Origin of the sequence: Streptococcus sp. 2021WUSS126 (genome assembly GCF_044427255.1) — a bacterium.
Lineage (GTDB): Bacteria > Bacillota > Bacilli > Lactobacillales > Streptococcaceae > Streptococcus > Streptococcus hashimotonensis.
This window is the reverse complement of the sequence record NZ_JAOTGI010000002.1, coordinates 177313-194966: the sequence shown is the minus strand read 5'-3', so window position 1 is coordinate 194966 and position 17654 is coordinate 177313. Positions and strand designations below refer to the sequence as shown.

16 protein-coding genes are annotated in these 17654 nt (G+C 33.1%); 14 read left to right on the top strand and 2 right to left on the bottom strand.

Annotated features, from left to right (window positions below; genetic code table 11):
- Nucleotides 1–144 precede the first annotated feature (144 nt).
- The 13 genes from ODU39_RS02130 to ODU39_RS02070 all read left to right on the top strand — a co-directional run bounded on the left by ODU39_RS02130 (nucleotide 145) and on the right by ODU39_RS02070 (nucleotide 13143).
- Nucleotides 145–747 carry a sugar transferase gene (locus ODU39_RS02130; RefSeq protein ID WP_105139283.1) on the top strand — a complete coding sequence of 201 codons (603 nt, stop codon included), beginning with the start codon at nucleotides 145–147 and terminating at the stop codon, nucleotides 745–747.
- Complete coding sequence (locus tag ODU39_RS02125) at nucleotides 744–1604, top strand: NAD-dependent epimerase/dehydratase family protein (RefSeq protein WP_398580339.1); 861 nt, start codon at nucleotides 744–746, stop codon at nucleotides 1602–1604. Before ODU39_RS02130 ends, ODU39_RS02125 begins: the two co-directional genes overlap by 4 nt.
- A complete protein-coding gene (locus ODU39_RS02120) occupies nucleotides 1604–2734 on the top strand; it encodes a glycosyltransferase (RefSeq protein ID WP_249562280.1) in 1131 nt (376 codons plus the stop codon). Before ODU39_RS02125 ends, ODU39_RS02120 begins: the two co-directional genes overlap by 1 nt.
- On the top strand, nucleotides 2715–3323 hold the full coding sequence (locus ODU39_RS02115) for a DapH/DapD/GlmU-related protein (protein ID WP_136670814.1): 609 nt from the start codon (nucleotides 2715–2717) through the stop codon (nucleotides 3321–3323). Before ODU39_RS02120 ends, ODU39_RS02115 begins: the two co-directional genes overlap by 20 nt.
- On the top strand, nucleotides 3313–4407 hold the full coding sequence (locus ODU39_RS02110; RefSeq protein WP_169050563.1) for a glycosyltransferase: 1095 nt from the start codon (nucleotides 3313–3315) through the stop codon (nucleotides 4405–4407). Before ODU39_RS02115 ends, ODU39_RS02110 begins: the two co-directional genes overlap by 11 nt.
- 17 nt (nucleotides 4408–4424) lie before the next feature.
- The gene (locus ODU39_RS02105) at nucleotides 4425–5255 is read left to right on the top strand and encodes a glycosyltransferase (protein ID WP_398580340.1); all 831 of its coding nucleotides are present in this window, start codon (nucleotides 4425–4427) and stop codon (nucleotides 5253–5255) included.
- Nucleotides 5239–6435 carry an O-antigen ligase family protein gene (locus ODU39_RS02100; protein WP_398580342.1) on the top strand — a complete coding sequence of 399 codons (1197 nt, stop codon included), beginning with the start codon at nucleotides 5239–5241 and terminating at the stop codon, nucleotides 6433–6435. Before ODU39_RS02105 ends, ODU39_RS02100 begins: the two co-directional genes overlap by 17 nt.
- Entirely contained in the window at nucleotides 6428–7651 is a 1224-nt protein-coding gene (locus tag ODU39_RS02095; protein WP_398580343.1) for a hypothetical protein, read from the top strand. Before ODU39_RS02100 ends, ODU39_RS02095 begins: the two co-directional genes overlap by 8 nt.
- Before the next feature lie 19 nt (nucleotides 7652–7670).
- Nucleotides 7671–9050, top strand: coding sequence for a lipopolysaccharide biosynthesis protein (locus tag ODU39_RS02090; RefSeq protein WP_398580344.1), 1380 nt, complete (start codon nucleotides 7671–7673; stop codon nucleotides 9048–9050).
- Nucleotides 9051–9059: 9 nt separating this feature from the next.
- Nucleotides 9060–10100, top strand: a complete 1041-nt coding sequence (locus ODU39_RS02085; protein ID WP_105139273.1) for a polysaccharide biosynthesis protein — start codon at nucleotides 9060–9062, stop codon at nucleotides 10098–10100.
- 2 nt (nucleotides 10101–10102) lie between these two features.
- The gene (wecB, locus tag ODU39_RS02080) at nucleotides 10103–11278 is read left to right on the top strand and encodes a non-hydrolyzing UDP-N-acetylglucosamine 2-epimerase (RefSeq protein ID WP_105139272.1); all 1176 of its coding nucleotides are present in this window, start codon (nucleotides 10103–10105) and stop codon (nucleotides 11276–11278) included.
- Between the two features lie 11 nt (nucleotides 11279–11289).
- Entirely contained in the window at nucleotides 11290–12486 is a 1197-nt protein-coding gene (locus ODU39_RS02075) for an NAD-dependent epimerase/dehydratase family protein (RefSeq protein ID WP_024399709.1), read from the top strand.
- A gap of 471 nt (nucleotides 12487–12957) precedes the next feature.
- Nucleotides 12958–13143 (top strand): hypothetical protein, encoded by a 186-nt coding sequence (locus ODU39_RS02070; RefSeq protein WP_105139271.1) that lies wholly within the window; start codon nucleotides 12958–12960, stop codon nucleotides 13141–13143.
- 31 nt (nucleotides 13144–13174) lie between these two features.
- On the opposite strand, the gene ODU39_RS02065 is transcribed toward ODU39_RS02070, so the two are convergent.
- Nucleotides 13175–14071: a tyrosine-type recombinase/integrase gene (locus ODU39_RS02065; protein ID WP_105139270.1), complete on the bottom strand. Its 897-nt coding sequence runs from the start codon at nucleotides 14069–14071 to the stop codon at nucleotides 13175–13177.
- A 103-nt stretch (nucleotides 14072–14174) separates the two neighbouring features.
- Between ODU39_RS02065 and ODU39_RS02060 the strand changes: the two genes are divergently transcribed.
- Nucleotides 14175–15173: a D-alanine--D-alanine ligase gene (locus ODU39_RS02060; RefSeq protein ID WP_105121698.1), complete on the top strand. Its 999-nt coding sequence runs from the start codon at nucleotides 14175–14177 to the stop codon at nucleotides 15171–15173.
- Here ODU39_RS02060 and ODU39_RS02055 read toward each other — a convergent pair.
- Nucleotides 15168–17510, bottom strand: coding sequence for a DNA repair protein (locus ODU39_RS02055; RefSeq protein WP_248030678.1), 2343 nt, complete (start codon nucleotides 17508–17510; stop codon nucleotides 15168–15170). The genes ODU39_RS02060 and ODU39_RS02055 overlap by 6 nt on opposite strands.
- Nucleotides 17511–17654 lie beyond the last annotated feature (144 nt).

Below are 17654 nucleotides of genomic sequence, written 5' to 3'. Positions count from 1 at the left end.
TTGAAATACTTAATGAATATAATATTGGAGAGTCGGTTCCAAGATATTTAAAATTTAGTAAATTTGCTTTACATTATTAGGAGACTATCGGCTTTTATAGATGTGAATGAGTTGATAAGAATAAAATGAAAAATGGAGATGAAAATGTATCCAATTTGTAAGCGCATTTTAGCAATCATTATTTCAGGAAGTGCTATTGTTATTCTAAGTCCAATCTTATTATTGATTGCATTGGCAATTAAATTAGATTCTAGAGGTCCGGTACTATTTAAACAAAAACGAGTTGGTAAGAATAAAAAACACTTCATGATTTATAAATTCCGCTCTATGTATGTAGATGCTCCAAGCGATATGCCAACCCATCTTTTGAAGGATCCTACAGCGATGATTACAAAAGTAGGAGCTTTTCTACGAAAGACTAGTCTCGATGAATTACCTCAGCTATTCAATATTTTCAAAGGAGAAATGGCCATTGTTGGTCCACGTCCAGCCCTATGGAATCAATACGATTTGATTGAGGAGCGAGATAAATATAGAGCAAATGACATTCGTCCAGGTCTGACTGGTTGGGCTCAAATTAATGGCCGTGATGAGTTAGAGATTGATGAAAAGTCAAAATTAGATGGCTACTATGTTGAGAATATGGGGCTTCTGCTTGATATTAAGTGTTTTTTTGGAACGTTTATTAGTGTAGCAAAAAGTGAAGGTGTCGTCGAAGGCGGAACAGGGCAGAAAGGGAAGTCATGAAAAGAGTATTGATAACAGGAGCAAACTCATATATTGGAACTTCGTTTGAAGAATACGTAAAAAATAAGGATAGCAATTTTGAAATTGATACCCTTGATTTATTAGATCCAAATTGGGAAGAGTTTGATTTTTCAGGCTATGACTCCTTGTTTCACGTGGCTGGAATCGCACATTTTTCAAAAGATGAAAGTCAGAAACAACTTTACTATGATGTTAATACAGAATTAACCTATAAAGTTGCCTCCAAAGCTAAACTGTCGAATGTACAACAATTTATCTTTATGAGCAGCATCATCGTCTATGGTGATAGTTCAAGTTCAGAAAGGATTATTACTAGAGAAACAGTTCCAACTCCTTCTGATTTTTATGGAGATAGTAAGTGGCAAGCAGAAAAAAAACTGTCAGGCTTAGCCAATGATGACTTTAAAATTGTTATCGTTCGTCCTCCGATGATTTATGGAAAAGGATCGAAGGGAAATTATCCTAAACTTTCAAAGTTGGCTCAGAAAACACCAGTTTTTCCTAAAATTTTGAATTCTCGAAGTATGCTACATATTGACAATCTTTGTGAATTTATCCTACAGGCTATTGAAAGAAAAATAGAAGGCGTCTATTTTCCACAAAATTCAGAATATGTTACCACATCTGACCTGGTAGGTAAGATTGCTGTGGCACATCATAAAAAAATCTATTTCACCAAATTATTCAATCCAATTATTAGACTATTTTTCGGCTTGGATACTGTGAAGAAAGTATTTGGAAATCTTGTTTATGAAAAAGAGATGAGTCGTTATGACTTTGAATATCAGGTAAATACTTTTGAAGAGACTATTAGATTAACGGAAGAATCACCCTAATGAAAGTTACTATTGTTAACTGTTTTGATACATATGAACATCGCGTTGAATTATTAAAGACATATTTTGAGAAAAGAGGAGCGATTGTATCAGTTTTTGCTTCTGATTATAGGCATTTCCAAAAAGAATATCGAGTGGATTGCAAAAAAGATTATAAATTTATACATGCAAGAAGTTACAAGAAAAATTTTTCTTACAGTCGCTTGAAATCTCACTGGAAACTGTCAAAAGATATTTTTCGCGAGATAGACCAAAATATTGATTTGTTGTGGGTTTTAGTTCCTCCAAATTCTTTTGTTAAAGAGGCAGCTAAATATAAGAAAGCAAATCCAACAGTAACTTTAATATTCGACATTATTGATATGTGGCCTGAAACAATGCCTATGAGTGTACTAAAACAGTTTTTCCCTTTTACTTTATGGGGAGACCTGAGAAATCATAATTTGTCAATAGCAGATTTTGTGGTCACGGAGTGTGATTTATATCAAACAAAACTTTCAAAATATGTTGATATTACGAAAATGAAAACTTTATATCTAGCGCGTGAAAATAAGCCACTTCTTATTCCGATAGAAGGTGAATTATCTAGCAAACATATTTCAATTTGTTATCTAGGTTCGATCAATAACATTATTGATTTATCGGCTATTAAATCAATATTAGCTTCTTTTTCCAAGGTGTTTCCTACGAAATTTCATATTATTGGTGATGGAGAGAAAAAGGAAGAATTGTTAAGCATGCTTGAAGAATTACCGATAGAGGTTGTGAATCATGGAAAGGTTTTTGAAGCGCATCAAAAAAATGCCATTTTACAGTCTTGTCATTTTGGACTAAATGTCATGAAGCAATCAGTATTTGTTGGCTTAACAATGAAGAGCATGGATTACTTTGAAGCAGGTCTTCCTATTATTAACACTATTCAAGGAGACACAGCGCAATTTGTTTCAGAATTAGGAATAGGATTAAATGTTTTTGATGAAGAAGTGGATTTTAGCTCCTATACCTACGATTTACAAATGCGAGCCAAAGTTCGTCAATTATTCGAAACTTATTTCACCGTAGAGGCTTTTGAATCTTGTTTGGATCAGATTATGATAGGAATTGAAAAAGATGAGAAAATCAAATTATAGTTTGTGGGAGCAAATAGTTAATCTGCTATTTTTTATTAGAACAAGATTCGTTGTTTCTTCAGCGCGTTTGCTTCGTTTTCCTATAATTATTAGAGGTAAGCAGTACATTGATTTTGGAAAAGAACTTACTACAGGTAGGCATTGTAGGTTTGATGTCATATCTGAACATACAGAGAAAGTATTGATTTTTGGGACTAAAGTTAATGTTGGTGATGGAGTAAGGATTTCTTGTGTAGAAAGAATTTGTATCGGGAACAATGTTTTAATTGGTTCACGGGTACTCCTTATTGACAATTCACATGGAACATATATAGGCAATGATCAGGATAGTCCTGAAACGCCGCCAAATGAAAGAAAAATATTTTCAAAAGCAATTAAAATTGAAGATAATGTGTGGATTGGTGAGGGTACTGTAATACAGGCAGGGGTCACAGTAGGCTTTGGAAGTATCGTAGCAGCAAATAGTGTTGTCACAAAAAATGTCCCACCAAAAACGATTGTTGGAGGCGTTCCAGCAGTTCCGTTGAAAAAATTTGAGCCTATAACTGGGACTTGGGAGAGAATAAAGGGGAATGGTGATGAGGGATAAAATCGTTATCAGTGGCATTAACCTCTTTGAAGGTGGGCCATTGTCTATTTATTATGATTGTTTAAACGAGTTTATTCGAAAAGACATACATTTGAAGAAAGAAATTATAGCCTTTGTACATAGGATAGATTTATTTGAGGAATATAAAGATTATGTTACTTTAATTGAGTTCCCTAAATCAAGAGGAAGCTATCTCAAGAGATTGTGGTATGAATATGTTTACTTTTACTACTTTTCAAAGAAAAATAAAGTAGATATGTGGATATCCCTTCATGACATTACTCCTAATGTAAAGGCTAATAAGATTTATACCTACTGTCATAATCCATCGCCTTTCCTGAAAAAGTCTATAAAAAACTTTAGATATAGTATTACTAATTCATTGTTTTCCCTTTTCTATAAATATCTATATAGAATAAATATAAAAGCAGCTACTGCGATAATTGTTCAACAAGATTGGATGAGAAATCGTTTTTTAGAGATGTACCCAATAAAGAATGTCATTGTTGCTTATCCGGAATTTGAAGTTGAGCAGGATTTTAATTTTATAGATAGACATAATAAAGAGAAGCCTGTTTGGATTTACCCTGCTTTTCCAAGATTTTTTAAAAATTATGAAGTAATTGGTGAAGCGGTAAAAAACATTGAAGATCTGGATTTTGAAGTATTGTTCACGATAGATGGAACAGAAAATAGTTATTCTAGAATGGTGTTTGAAAAATATAGACACCTTTCTCAGATAAAATGGTTAGGGAAGAAGTCTCGAAAAGAAATATTCCAATTATATGAGGAAGCTTCGGGGCTGATTTTTCCATCAAAGTTGGAGACATGGGGGTTGCCAATTTCAGAATTTAAGCGGACAAAGAAGGATATTATTTTGTCTGATTTACCCTATGCACATGAAACATTGGGGACATATTCAAAAGCATTATTTTTTAATCCTGATAATGGTACAGAACTAAGTACTATTTTACGATCCATTATTGATGGGAATCCTGAATATAGTAATGTTGTAGCAAAGGAAATTTTGCAGCCATTTAGTAAAGGATGGAGTGAATTAGTTGACTTGCTGTTATCTGATTGAGGGGGTGAAATCTGTTTATGAGAAATATACAAGCTGCGATTGTGGTTTGGTTTAATCCAAACTCTGAAGTAATTGAAAATATAGATAGTTACATTGATGATGTTGCTACAGTTTATTGCATAGATAATTCGGATGGTAATAATAGCCATTTATATAGCCATGAAAAATTTAAGTACATTCCACAATTTAGTAATGTTGGTTTAGCTTCAGCTTTAAAAATTGGTTGCGATTTAGCAATTCAAAATGGCGCGACGATTATAACAACACTTGATCAAGATACGTTTTGCGAAGCCAATATTGTAAAGAAAATGGCTGATAAACTCTTAAAAACAAAAGCTGTTGGATTAGTAGCACCAAATATAAAATACATATATAGAAGTGAATCGACTGGCGAGCGAATATTCTCAGAAGAAATTGTAGCTTCCCCTCATTCAGAGCATTGGGTTATTACCTCCGGCAGTACATTCAGAAGCAGTACTTATCAAGAACTTGGAGGATTTGACGAAAAATTATTTATTGGTCAAATCGATCAAGATTTCTGTTTTAGGTTATTGCAATGTAGTTATCAAATAATTCAATTATCAGATTATTTTATTTATCAAGAATTAGGAAATACTATAAAAAAGAAATTTCTTGGAAGGTTAATATCTATTCCTCATTTATCGCCGATCAGATACTATTATATATTTAGGAATGAAAGATACTTAAGAAGAAAGTGGAAACGTGCATATTTGCCATACCAAGTCTCTCTACATAAATACTTGATTAGCATTATCCTGTTTGAAGAATGTAAAATTTCCAAGCTAATAAAATGTTTGAAAGGATATTGGGATGGCAAAAAAATTTAGTGTTTCTAAACTCTATACATGGGCGCTTGTTTTACTTCCCCTAGTATCGATTTATGGAATTTCAGAGATTAATTTTGACTTCGGTACCTTAGTGTTATTATTGCTCTTACCATTTGTAATCCATGAACAAGGAAAAATAGTTCTTGAGAAACAAATAGTCTTTCCTTGGCTTCTATATGCTATATATATTGTAATAAGTCTTTACTTTCCGACTATTTTTGGAAAGGAGATTTATTTAACGAATGGTTCTGTATATGTGAGAGCTTTTAAGAATATTTTATATATATTTATTCTTGTCCTAAGTACATCCAGAGGTATTATTGACAAAGATTATTTTGTGCAGAGTTATTTAAAAGTAACTAAAATATGCACGTGTTACATATTCATACAAGTTGCATTATATTATACTATTCGGTTCAATTTACCAGGGTACATTAATATGATGTTAGTTGCAGAAGGATATGGAGAACGATTGGATATAACGAGTTTTAGTTTATTTAGACCTACTTCTTTATTTTACGAACCAGCTCATTTTTTTGAATATGTTATTATTGGTGTAATAATATATCTATTTAGATATAAAGATACGCCCAAAAATGATATTTTTAATGCTATTTTCTTAGCATTAGGAATAGTCTTATCCACCTCTGGAATGGGGATTCTTACTATAGCGGGTATTTTGGTTTTTTGGTTACTACAACAATTGAGTCGTACTAAGTTTATTCGTGTCAGAAAAGAAATGTTTTTTCTAATTGTAATAGGACTGATAGCAGTAGCATTCTTTCTACAGAGTGGTTTTGGTCAAAGTGTTTTATCAAGACTATTTTCTACAGGTACAAATTATTCCGCTTTAGATGGCCGTACTGAAATTTACGAAAGGATATTCAGTTTTGATATAGGTAGGGTATTACTTGGATCAGGGTATGGGAATGTGCTGGAGCACTATTTCTATCCAGCTTGGGCTTTTAATCTATGGTGTTTAGGTATTGTGGGTTCTTCTATCATTGTAATACTCTATCTACGAGCTTACTTCCATAGTAGAGTTACTATTGCGAAAATTATTGTATTAGTAAATTTTATGTTATGTTTTGTTTCTACACTTTTTATGGGAAAAAATTTATTGTTTTATTTTCTTTTTATTTACATATTAAGTAGGGCTGATGAGGAACAATATGAATAAGGAAAAACATCTACTAATTTTGGTGGATTCATACTATCCTAATGCAAGTATGAATGGTATTATTGCGCATAGGATAGCTAGCTATGTACAAAATAAATATAGGATAACTTTGTTAACGTATCAATCCCCCTATGATAATGCGAGAGCTAACTTTTCAGAAAAAGTTTTTAATTGGAGTTGGTATTATGAAGATTATCTATCTGCTAAAATAAATAAGAGGAAATCTAAAAAAATATGGAGAATATTGTATAAGTCAAAAAAAATCTTATCAAACATAGTTCGAAATAGTAGCAGTGTTGGAGTAGATAATATTGTGGTGAACAAAATTGTAAAAAAAATACAGGCAATTCATCAAGACAATCCGATAGACACTATCCTATCAATAGCTGCTCCATTTGAGTTTCAACTAGCTAATTATTATTTTAGTAAGAAATATCCCGAGATTAATTCAATCATTTATCAAGTAGATTTTTGGAGCGAACTAATTGATGTGGGTTTACCAAGTATATTTAGGAAGCGCCGAAAAAAGTGTCGTATAGAGATGGAAAAGAAAATGGCTAGCCAAGGGACATATGTCATGATTCCGTTTGTTTATGAAAAAGAGAAAGTTGAGGACTCAATTCAGTCGTGCCAACTCCCATTGTTAGCACCAAATCAGTTTGTGAGCAATCAAAAATTAAATTCTCAAAAGTCCATTAGTATTGTTTATGCTGGTTCCCTTAGTAAGCGAGAAAGAAATCCAGAGAATTTTTTAAGAATGTTATTAAAACTTTCTGAAGAAGTAGATTTTAAAATGTCTATATACCATAGGGGAGATTGTAGCGACTTGATTAACACCTATTCCTCTCAGTCATCATCAATTCTAAATTATGGGACTGTATCGTCTGAGGTTGCTTACCAGGCGATTGGTAGTGCAGATGTATTAATTATGTTTGGGACACCTGAGGGAAAACAAATTGCTGGAAAAACATTCGATTACATTTCGACAGGAAAGAAAATTATTTATGTTTACCAAAATGATAGAGATAAAAATGTAGTTTTTTTGAAGAGATACCCACATAGCATAGCAATTCCAAATGATGAGTTGTTGAGTACAATGGGTTATAGGGCTATAAAGAACTTCATAGAAAATTCTATCGAACCGCTTTCTTATTCAGAAGTAAAAGATATTTTTTCTGACTCGTTACCCCAGAATTTTTGTGAACGTTACTTATAAGATGAAACAGAGGTTATAATTGAAAAAGAAATTATTCGGAGCAGGTATTTTTTACCTACTAGGAAACATTTTTGACAAGGCGATTGCTTTTATTACTGTTCCTATTTTTACTCGTCTACTTTCTCCATCAGATTATGGGGTTGTTACAACCTATCTGTCTTGGGCTAGTATATTATCTGTTGTATTGACTTTGTCTATTAGTGAGTCGGTTCGTTCTGCTGTCATTGATTTTCCTGAAGAGATGGATAATTATCTGTCCTCCATGTTTGGTCTCGGAACCCTAAGTGCGGTTATTCAGACCACAGTGATTTGTATAATCTCTCTCTTTATTCCAAATGTTTTTTCATTGGAAATAATATTGTATTGTTGCCTCCAGGCCTATGCAGTAAGTATGGTAACAATGGTGCAATGGCGTCTTGTTTTAGACTATCGGTATTTTTTACGAACAATTACTCAGAGTATACCCAACATTGTCATTATTTTGCTTTCAATTTTTTGGATTCAAAACCTTGAGACGGATAGGTATTTAGGTCGAATTTTACCTAATGCACTTGTTTTATTTGTGACAGCGCTCATTTGTTTGATTATCTATTGGTTAAAAGGGAGGACAATTTATAAAAAAGAATATTGGAGTTATGCGCTTAAATTTTCTATTCCAGTAATCTTCCACTTATTATCTACAGTTGTCTTGGCACAAGCTAATAGGACTATGATATTATTTTGGTGGGATAGCAGTGAAGCTGGGTTGTATGGTTTGGCATATCAGTTTGGTCTTATTCCACTTGTTATGACGACAACACTTGAAAATTTATGGTTACCGTGGTTCACAGAGAAATATTCTAAAAAAGAAAAGCAATTAATAAACCAAGTTGTATCACCATTTATTTGGATTTCTTTACTGGCTTGTATTGTACTAATTATGGTTTTTTATGAGGTATTGGTGTTCATGGTTGAGCCTGCTTACTATGATTCAGCTGCCAATATTCCTCCTATCATTGCCTCAACATATTTTATGTTTTTAACTTCTACTTTTGTTAATTTAGAATACTATTTAAAAGAGACCAAAGCTGTTGCCACTAATACTATTATTGTTGCTACTTTTAATATTGTGCTTAATTATGTGTTTATTCCTCAATATGGAGCGGTAGCTGCGTCATATTCTAGTCTAGCATCGTACATTGTTTTATTTGTTTTACATTATGTAAAAGTGAGACAGTTAGATAGCGATGTATTTTCTATAAAACTATATGTCTTCCCAGTTTTATTAATGTTAGTATCAACAGTGGGAGGAATGTTTTTGTTAGAAAATGTACTTGCACGGTATTTTATTGTATTTATTTGTATGCTCTTAAGTATTGATTTACTTTACAAATATTATAAATTATTCAAAGCAGGATAAGGAGAAAAAATGTCATTATTTTCAGGAAAAACACTATTAATTACAGGTGGAACAGGTTCTTTCGGGAATGCTGTGTTAAATCGCTTTTTGGCGACAGATATTGCAGAAATTCGTGTTTTTTCTCGCGATGAGAAAAAACAGGATGATATGCGCCATGAATTTCAGGCTAAAATGCCCGAAGTTGCACATAAAATTAGTTTCTACTTGGGAGATGTCCGTGATTTGCAATCGGTTAAAAATGCCATGCACGATGTGGACTACGTATTTCATGCGGCTGCTTTGAAGCAGGTGCCATCTTGTGAATTTTTCCCTATTGAAGCAGTGAAGACAAATGTGATTGGAACGGAGAATGTGCTGACAGCGGCTATTGACGCAGGTGTTGAAAGTGTTATCTGTTTGTCAACGGACAAAGCTGCATATCCAGTGAATGCTATGGGAACTTCTAAAGCGATGATGGAAAAAGTTGTTGTGGCTAAGAGTCGAACAACTACAAAAACGAAAATCTGTTGTACTCGTTATGGAAATGTTATGTGTTCACGTGGTTCCGTTATTCCTCTCTGGATTGATCAGATTAAATCAGGTCAGTCACTGACAATCACAGATGGTAGCATGACACGTTTTATCATGAGCCTGGAAGAAGCTGTGGATTTGGTCCTTTTTGCTTTTGAAAATGGGGAACCAGGAGATATTCTTGTTCAGAAGGCTCCTGCTTGTACGATTCAAACACAAGCAGAAGCAGTGTGTGAGTTGTTTGGAGGAGATAAAGAAGCGATTCGTGTCATTGGGGTTCGTCATGGGGAAAAAATGTATGAAACCTTATTGACAAATGAAGAATGCGCCAATGCAATTGATTTAGGTGATTTCTATCGAGTTCCTTGCGACAATCGCAATTTGAATTATGATAAATATTTCAATCAAGGAGATGTTGATCGTAATCCACTGACAGAATTTAATAGCAATAATACAGAGTTGTTATCAGTAGAACAAACCAAGGAAAAAATTGCTTCCCTGGCCTACATTCAAGAAGAAATGGCAAAGTTAGGAAAATAGGAATGACAAAATATACAGAAGTAAATTGGAAAAACAATGGCAAGTTAAAACTCTTGATTATTGTTGGAACTCGGCCAGAAATCATTCGCCTATCAGAGGTTATTAAGAAAACTCGTCGTTATTTTGATGTAGTTCTAGCCCATACTGGTCAAAACTATGATTACAATTTAAATGGTATTTTCTTTCACGATTTGAATTTGGAAGATCCAGAGGTCTATCTGAATGCGGTAGGTAGTGATTTGGGTGAGACCATGGGAAATATTATTGCAGAAAGCTATAAGCTAATGGTTGCGATTCAACCAGATGCAGTACTTGTTCTAGGTGATACCAACTCTTGTCTTTCTGTTATTGGTGCTAAACGCCTGCATATTCCTATCTTCCACATGGAAGCTGGAAACAGAAGTAAGGATGAGTGTTTACCTGAAGAGACCAATCGCCGTATCGTAGATATTATTTCTGATGTCAATATGGCTTACTCTGAGCATGCCCGTCGTTATCTGGCTGACAATGGCTTACCTAAGGAGAGAACCTATGTAACAGGTTCGCCGATGGCTGAGGTTTTGAGGGTGAATTTAGAAAAAATTGAGTCTTCGGATATCCATCAGCGTTTGGGTCTTGAAAAAGGGCGCTATATTCTGTTGTCTGCGCACCGTGAAGAAAATATTGATACCGACAAGAACTTCATCAGTTTGTTCACTGCTGTAAATAAGATGGCTGAGAAATACGATATGCCAATTCTGTATTCTTGCCATCCACGCAGTAAAAACAAGCTGGAATCATCAGGTTTTGTTTTGGATAAACGTGTTATCCAGCATGAGCCGTTAGGATTCCATGACTATAATTGTTTACAGATGAATGCTTATGCTGTCGTTTCTGATTCAGGAACTCTACCAGAAGAATCGAGTTTCTTAACTTCAGTTGGCAAGCCTTTCCCGGCAGTTTGTATTCGGACCAGTACAGAGCGCCCAGAAGCCTTAGATAAGGCAGATTTCATCCTTTCTGGAATTGATGAAATTGGTCTTCTGCAGGCAGTTGATGTGGCTGTAGCTATGAATGAGCACAAACATTTAGGGTTGCCAGTACCTGATTATGTGGATGAAAATGTTTCAGATAAGGTTGTAAAAATCATTCAGTCCTACACTAGCATCGTCAATAAGATGGTTTGGCGCAAATACTAAGGAGACTTCCTATGAAAATTTTAGTAACGGGCGCAAAGGGAATGGTTGGAACAGCATTGGTAAATCACTTGAAGACGATTCAAAGTGGAAAAAACAGAACGCGACCCAATATCCATATCCAGTCCATTTTTGAATATGATATAGACTCGACGATTGAGGAATTAGAGCAATATTGCCAAGAGGCGGACTTTGTTTTTAATCTTGCGGGTGTGAATCGTCCAGAGAATATCGAAGAATTTATGCAGGGCAATTTTGGCTTTACCAGCCAGCTATTGGAACAGCTCAAAAAGTACAATAGTAAGGCCCCTATCATGTTATCTTCTTCTATCCAGGCAACCTTAATTGGGCGCTATGCTGAGGGAGAATATGGGAAAAGCAAGCTGGCAGGAGAGGAATTATTCTTTCAACATGGCCAGGAACAGGGAGTAAAAGTAGCAGTTTACCGTTTCCCAAATTTGATGGGGCATTCCAGACCCAATTATAATTCGGCTGTATCAACATTTTGTTGGGCGATTGCTAATGATCAACCTTATTCTGTTTCAGATCCCAAGGCGGAAGTCGAACTGCTCTACATTGATGATTTAGTAGATGGTATGTTGGATTTGTTGGAGGGCAAGGAAGTTTATTGTAACTATGAGGGGCTAACTCCAGTTGAGGATACTAATGGCAAATATGCTTGGATTCCAACCACTCATCGTGTTACCTTGGGAGAAATTATTGCTCTCTTGCAATCCTTCAAGCAACAACCATTGACTTTAATGATGCCTAAGATACCAGCCGATTCCTTTGCGAAAAAACTATTTTCACTCTATCTGACTTACTTGCCGACAGAAAAGTTCAAATATGGTCTAAAAATGAATGTGGATGATAGAGGTTCTTTCACGGAGTTGTTACACACAGCTGATTGTGGTCAGGTTAGTATCAATATTAGCAAGCCAGGTATTACCAAGGGGCAACATTGGCACAGTAGCAAGTGGGAGCAATTTATAGTAGTTAGTGGCAGAGGTCTGATTCAGCAGAGAAATATTGTCACAGGTGAATTTGTGGAATTTGAAGTATCTGGAGACACTATTGAATCCATTTACATGATTCCTGGTTGGACTCATAATATTATTAATCTATCAGATACAGAAAATTTAGTTACAGTTATGACCTGCAATGAGATTTTTGATCCAAATCGACCAGATACCTTTTTTGAAGAAGTTTAATAAAGTGACAGTTTTCTTGAATATATAGTAAAATTCTCCTAATTATGGAACATAACTACGATTAATAATTTCTATGTGGTGTTTGGAATAGTTCTTTTCCAACTCTTTATCAAGAATGATATGTTTTGGTAGTCCGGAATGTTTTCAGAATAAGTATTGAAGAGTCAGCTAGAATATGAGGGTTAATTGTATTTTTTGAAGTTTTACTATAATCACAATTGTTATTTTTAATGGATTCATTTTATATCTTAGATAGGCAAGGGTTGTGGAGATGTTTTAAGAGTAGCACTGATAAATGGTTGATAATGGTTGCATATTTTGTAACCGCCCAATAACGGAGTATATTGAAAAACGTTCCAAAGCATAAAACTCTGGAACGTTTTTTATGGTAACTGCCTAATAACAAGGCATCTATCCAATCACTCCCTCCTCCAGTATACTGTTATAAAAAACAAAACTGGAGGATTTTTTATGTCACACCCCATCGTCCCATTGACTGTTCCCCAATCTCGCCGCTTTGAGAAGAAAGGCAGAAATGATATTCTGATGAAAATTCGTCTCGGAAAAGTGGAAGTCACATTCTTTCAATCTATCAACCAAGAAATATTAGAAACAATCTTGGATAAGGTACTGTTCTATGACAATCCGGCTCAGTGATTTAGGACAAGTTTACTTGGTTTGCGGTTACTTATGTATGAAGTAGTGGTGTGATTTGGTTAAGAGGATTATGCTCACTTAGAATTTCTACCTGCTTGCTTTGAGAGACATGAGTGTAGATTTGTGTCACATTGATGTTACTGTGACCCAGTAAATGTTGTATTTGTCGAATATCGACACCATTATCAAGTAACATAGTTGCAAAACTATGTCGAAACATATGTGGAGTGATATGTTTTTTCAGTTGTAGCGAGTGAGAAATATTTTTCAGAATTAAGCGCACACTTTGTTCTTTAAGATGATCATCGTTTTTCACACCGGTAAATAGATAACTAGAATGACCACAATGATGCGCTATATAGTCTTCAAGTAACGAAAGTGTTTCATCGTTTCCAATATAGAGTAATCGCTCTTTCTTTCCTTTTCCGAGTATTTGAATGGTTCTATTTTCCAAATTGATATTATCAAGTTTTAAATTACATAATTCAGAGATGCGTAGCCCAGTTGATAAAAGTAGCGAGATAAGGAGTAGATTTCGCATAGCTTTCCGCTTAGAATGCCTATTTTTAGAATTTTCTATTTGTTGGTGGGCGAAACAATATATTTTTTGTAAATCTTTCAAGGAAATCGTTTTAGGAAGCTTTTTCTCTTCCTTGTAGTGGAGTCGAAGCTGATGGAAGGGATTTTTTGAAATTAGTTTTTCTTCTTCCAGAAATTTATAGTATGATTTAAGACTAGCAATCTTACGTTTTAGCGTGCTAGTCTTTTTTATATGTTGGTTGAGAAAAGTAAGATAGGACCTAATATCATTGGTCCCAAAGTTATAATACTGATGTAAATCAGATTTGTATGCTCGGATAGTATGAGAACTAAGTCGTCTTTGAATAGCACAAAAGTCAAGATATCTCTGGATAGTGTCGTAATTCATAATATAATCTCCTTAATATGTCGTAATAAAGCTATTATATACGATAATTTATCAATTTACTAATGATAATAAATTGTTATCGGTAGGAGAAAGGAGTTCTATAGTGAAAAAGTTAATAAAATCTTACCTTGAAAAATTTGACAAAGAATGCAAAAAAACTAATCTATTTTTGGTTGCCAATTTGCAAATGCAAACTAAAAAAATGTCTTATTTTACAATTGAACATGCATCTGATAGTGAATTTTTTTCGCTATCAGAATTTGAGGAGATAGCCTCAGCATTGTTAAAAACTGGATTATGTTTGAATGTTTTTTACACTGAAATAGATTTCGTAGAATATATATTAAAACACTATTCATGCTTATCAAAAGAAACATTATTAGTTTATAATTTGGCTAGAGATGGACGAAAAGAAGGAAAAAAATCGTTGATTCCATCTTTTTGTGACTATTTTGGTATTGATTATACAGGTTCCAATGCGCTAACGGTTTCATTATGTCGTAATAAATTTATTTGGGGAGCTGTTGCAGATAGGTTTAATATTTCAACACCTAAAACGGTTTGTATAAAAGGTGGCGAAGTATTAGGTGAGCCTTTTGAAACTCAAAAATATATTAGAAAAGAGATTTCAGAATCAGCAAGTATTAATCTTTCCAATGATTCAATCGTAGATAATTTTGAGTGGAAAAATATTGGAAAAACAGATTTTCTTTTGCAAGAGTATATTTCAGGAATTGAAGTTGAAGTCCCATTTTTTAATATTAAAGGAGAGTATCTTGTATTAAATCCAGTAAAAATCGTATCTTCTTCAGAAATTTTGACAAGCGAACTATCTGATAGTAATAGCTATTCATTTGAAATGTTAGAAAATCAGCAAATATGTACGGAATTAAAAAAGGCAACAAAAAAACTCGCCAAGTATTTAGGTATAACGACTTACGGACGAGTTGATTTTAGAATAAAGTCAGATGGGAGTTATTTTGTATTCGATATTGCAACAATGCCTTACACAACTGACCATAGTTCATTTAATTATAACTTCGAACAATATGGATTTACAATGACCGATGTTCACAAACTAGTAATACTAAGTAGTTTATAATGCACTAGTATACTGTATATCAGTCAGCATAAGCCCCATTCGATAGTAAGTCCACTCCTTTGAAGAGAACTTAGATTGTGATAGAAATTCAGAAAATTCCTTTCCTGTTTTTACATCCGATTCAAAAATTCTTCCATAGCGGCGATGTTTTTCAATCAGCATTTTTTTCTCTGATTTAAAGATTATTGGATAAAAATCTTGTAATTGTAAATATTTATTTTTAGCAAGCTGGTGACTATTCTCTAGCAATGATTTACAAAACTCAAACCACCCGAAAAAATAGCGGTAAAAGTCATCTATTGAAGTATCGTTGACATCAGCTAAATCATCAACTTCCATCAATTCTTCAAGTCTCGTTTTATAGCATTTGTACTCTTCTGTTTTAGAAAAATACAGAGAGATTGAACATAGATTTGTATATATTAAGTGTTTACTCACATCATTTAAATCATATTCAGCAAGAATGCTTTCAAATTGAGATTTCCAATAATCAAATTCTCCTTCCAAGCCTGAAAGAAAGTCTAGTACAATAAAATTATTTTTTGATTTCCAGTATAGTGGGAGATTATATTTATCTGATAATAATTCTATTTCTTGTTTCACTTGATTTGCTCGCTCATAGTCAGAAGAAACAAGTAATAATCCTAGAAGACTACCAAGTGTGTAATACTGTTCAATTTTATCATCAAGATTGTTAAAAAATTTTAAAGCTTTGTTTGCATCATCGATTGATCTATCGTTATCCTTGTATAAAAAACTTTTTCTTAAATAGATATTTTTAAGATATTGTGCACTTTGCTCAATATCTTTTGTTGTATAAAATTTATTTACGATATCTTCATTTAAAACTTGAAATTTATCTATTTCATTAAATTTATCTATTAAATGAGGTAGTAGCATATAAATACATGAAAGATAGTGAACAGGCTCAATAATGACATCTTTGTCACTTTCGGATAATATATTGTCGTAAAGTGTATCACAAAGTGAATGAAAAGAAGAACCTTGTGATGTATTTCCCTGAAAATTGATATCATTTTTTAATAATATTGAAGATAGTAAAGAACTTTCGGGTAAGATTTCTTTATAAAGGGAGTTGGCACCATCTGTATATTTGTATTTAATACATTTTAAAAATATTGATTTAGTCTCTTCAGTGAGAAATTCAAGTTTATATAAACTCTTTTTTTCGCTTTCTAATATCTCGTTTTGATTTAATAAATGTTCATACCAGAGTAAGTATAGTGATAATAAATATTCTTGACTCTCCTTAAGTCTTGCTAAAATTTCTATCTTTAGTCTGTAATTAAATGGCTCCTTTCCGCATAGATAATGATAGTACCGTCTATAGATTTCTTTTTGTCCTTTTTCAACCGTTAAAAGAAGCTTATCTTTCATAATCAATATCAGACTATAAAAATTTGTTCTATTTTTTACAGGAATCAAGACTAGTAATTTTTTTAAGATATCAATAGCTTTTTCAATTTGAAAAGTTTTTAAATTGAAGTATTCTTCGGCATCATATGGATTGAAATATTCAGGAAGTACTGATAGCTGATAAATGAAATCAATTTCAATTTTATTCTTTCTAAAGTCCTTTTCAATCGTATTTAACAAATCATCTAATAACTTTTCAATCTTAGAATTATTCTGTGATAGTAAAATAAAATTATAAATTTTTTCTAAGTTTCCCTTTGTTAGAGGATACAGTGTATCTACTAAGTTATCAGAGATGTTTGAAGTTTGTATAATATTACCTAAAGTATCTTTTAAATCGTTTAATTCAAAATGATGAACATCAAAGTTTTTTGAAAATCTAATATCATTATTTTTTAACTCCGAGCCTCCAATTACAATAATAATTGATTTATTATATTGCTTTTCATAATGGGAGATATTATTGATCAGGCGTATAAAAAATAATTTTAGTTCACTCCCCAGCCACTCCCAATGTTGGATTAGAAATATTAATCTGTAGTTGTTGCTATTATTTAGTATTTTCTTCTCTATCTCGGTTGAATCATATTTTAATGATAGACCAGCTGTTCCAAATCCTTGTATCGAGTTATTAACAGATACTGAAATAGGCTTGAAAAATTTTTCTGTAAATGAAAGTTTATACTCGTCTGTAATATCGTTATCTCCGAAATCACTATACAATACTGTGCCATTTCCGTCAATTTCTCTTTCCAATAGTTCCTGTGATATTGTATCAAATGCTAAGGATTTTGATAAAGAATCTTCGAACGGGATATATAGTGACAGTGACTTTTGAGCTGTATGTGCTTGAATAATTGAATAAGTAATTTCTGTTAAAAATTGATTCCAACGAGACATAATTAAACTTCCTACCGATAACAATTTATTATCATTAGTATACCATAATCTACATTTGTTTTATAGATTTTATTAAAATTTTTATAGTAAATATTTTTAGTTTTTTGTTTCCCAAAATGTAATAGAGATTGATTTTTCACAAGT

What these genes read in the sequence shown, in the direction of transcription:
- ODU39_RS02130 (WP_105139283.1), top strand. Translation starts at nt 145, where the DNA reads ATGTATCCAATTTGTAAGCGCATTTTAGCAATCATTATTTCAGGAAGT.
- ODU39_RS02125 (WP_398580339.1), top strand. Translation starts at nt 744, where the DNA reads ATGAAAAGAGTATTGATAACAGGAGCAAACTCATATATTGGAACTTCG.
- ODU39_RS02120 (WP_249562280.1), top strand. Translation starts at nt 1,604, where the DNA reads ATGAAAGTTACTATTGTTAACTGTTTTGATACATATGAACATCGCGTT.
- ODU39_RS02115 (WP_136670814.1), top strand. Translation starts at nt 2,715, where the DNA reads ATGAGAAAATCAAATTATAGTTTGTGGGAGCAAATAGTTAATCTGCTA.
- ODU39_RS02110 (WP_169050563.1), top strand. Translation starts at nt 3,313, where the DNA reads ATGAGGGATAAAATCGTTATCAGTGGCATTAACCTCTTTGAAGGTGGG.
- ODU39_RS02105 (WP_398580340.1), top strand. Translation starts at nt 4,425, where the DNA reads ATGAGAAATATACAAGCTGCGATTGTGGTTTGGTTTAATCCAAACTCT.
- ODU39_RS02100 (WP_398580342.1), top strand. Translation starts at nt 5,239, where the DNA reads ATGGCAAAAAAATTTAGTGTTTCTAAACTCTATACATGGGCGCTTGTT.
- ODU39_RS02095 (WP_398580343.1), top strand. Translation starts at nt 6,428, where the DNA reads ATGAATAAGGAAAAACATCTACTAATTTTGGTGGATTCATACTATCCT.
- ODU39_RS02085 (WP_105139273.1), top strand. Translation starts at nt 9,060, where the DNA reads ATGTCATTATTTTCAGGAAAAACACTATTAATTACAGGTGGAACAGGT.
- wecB (WP_105139272.1), top strand. Translation starts at nt 10,103, where the DNA reads ATGACAAAATATACAGAAGTAAATTGGAAAAACAATGGCAAGTTAAAA.
- ODU39_RS02075 (WP_024399709.1), top strand. Translation starts at nt 11,290, where the DNA reads ATGAAAATTTTAGTAACGGGCGCAAAGGGAATGGTTGGAACAGCATTG.
- ODU39_RS02070 (WP_105139271.1), top strand. Translation starts at nt 12,958, where the DNA reads ATGTCACACCCCATCGTCCCATTGACTGTTCCCCAATCTCGCCGCTTT.
- ODU39_RS02065 (WP_105139270.1), bottom strand. Translation starts at nt 14,071, where the DNA reads ATGAATTACGACACTATCCAGAGATATCTTGACTTTTGTGCTATTCAA.
- ODU39_RS02055 (WP_248030678.1), bottom strand. Translation starts at nt 17,510, where the DNA reads ATGTCTCGTTGGAATCAATTTTTAACAGAAATTACTTATTCAATTATT.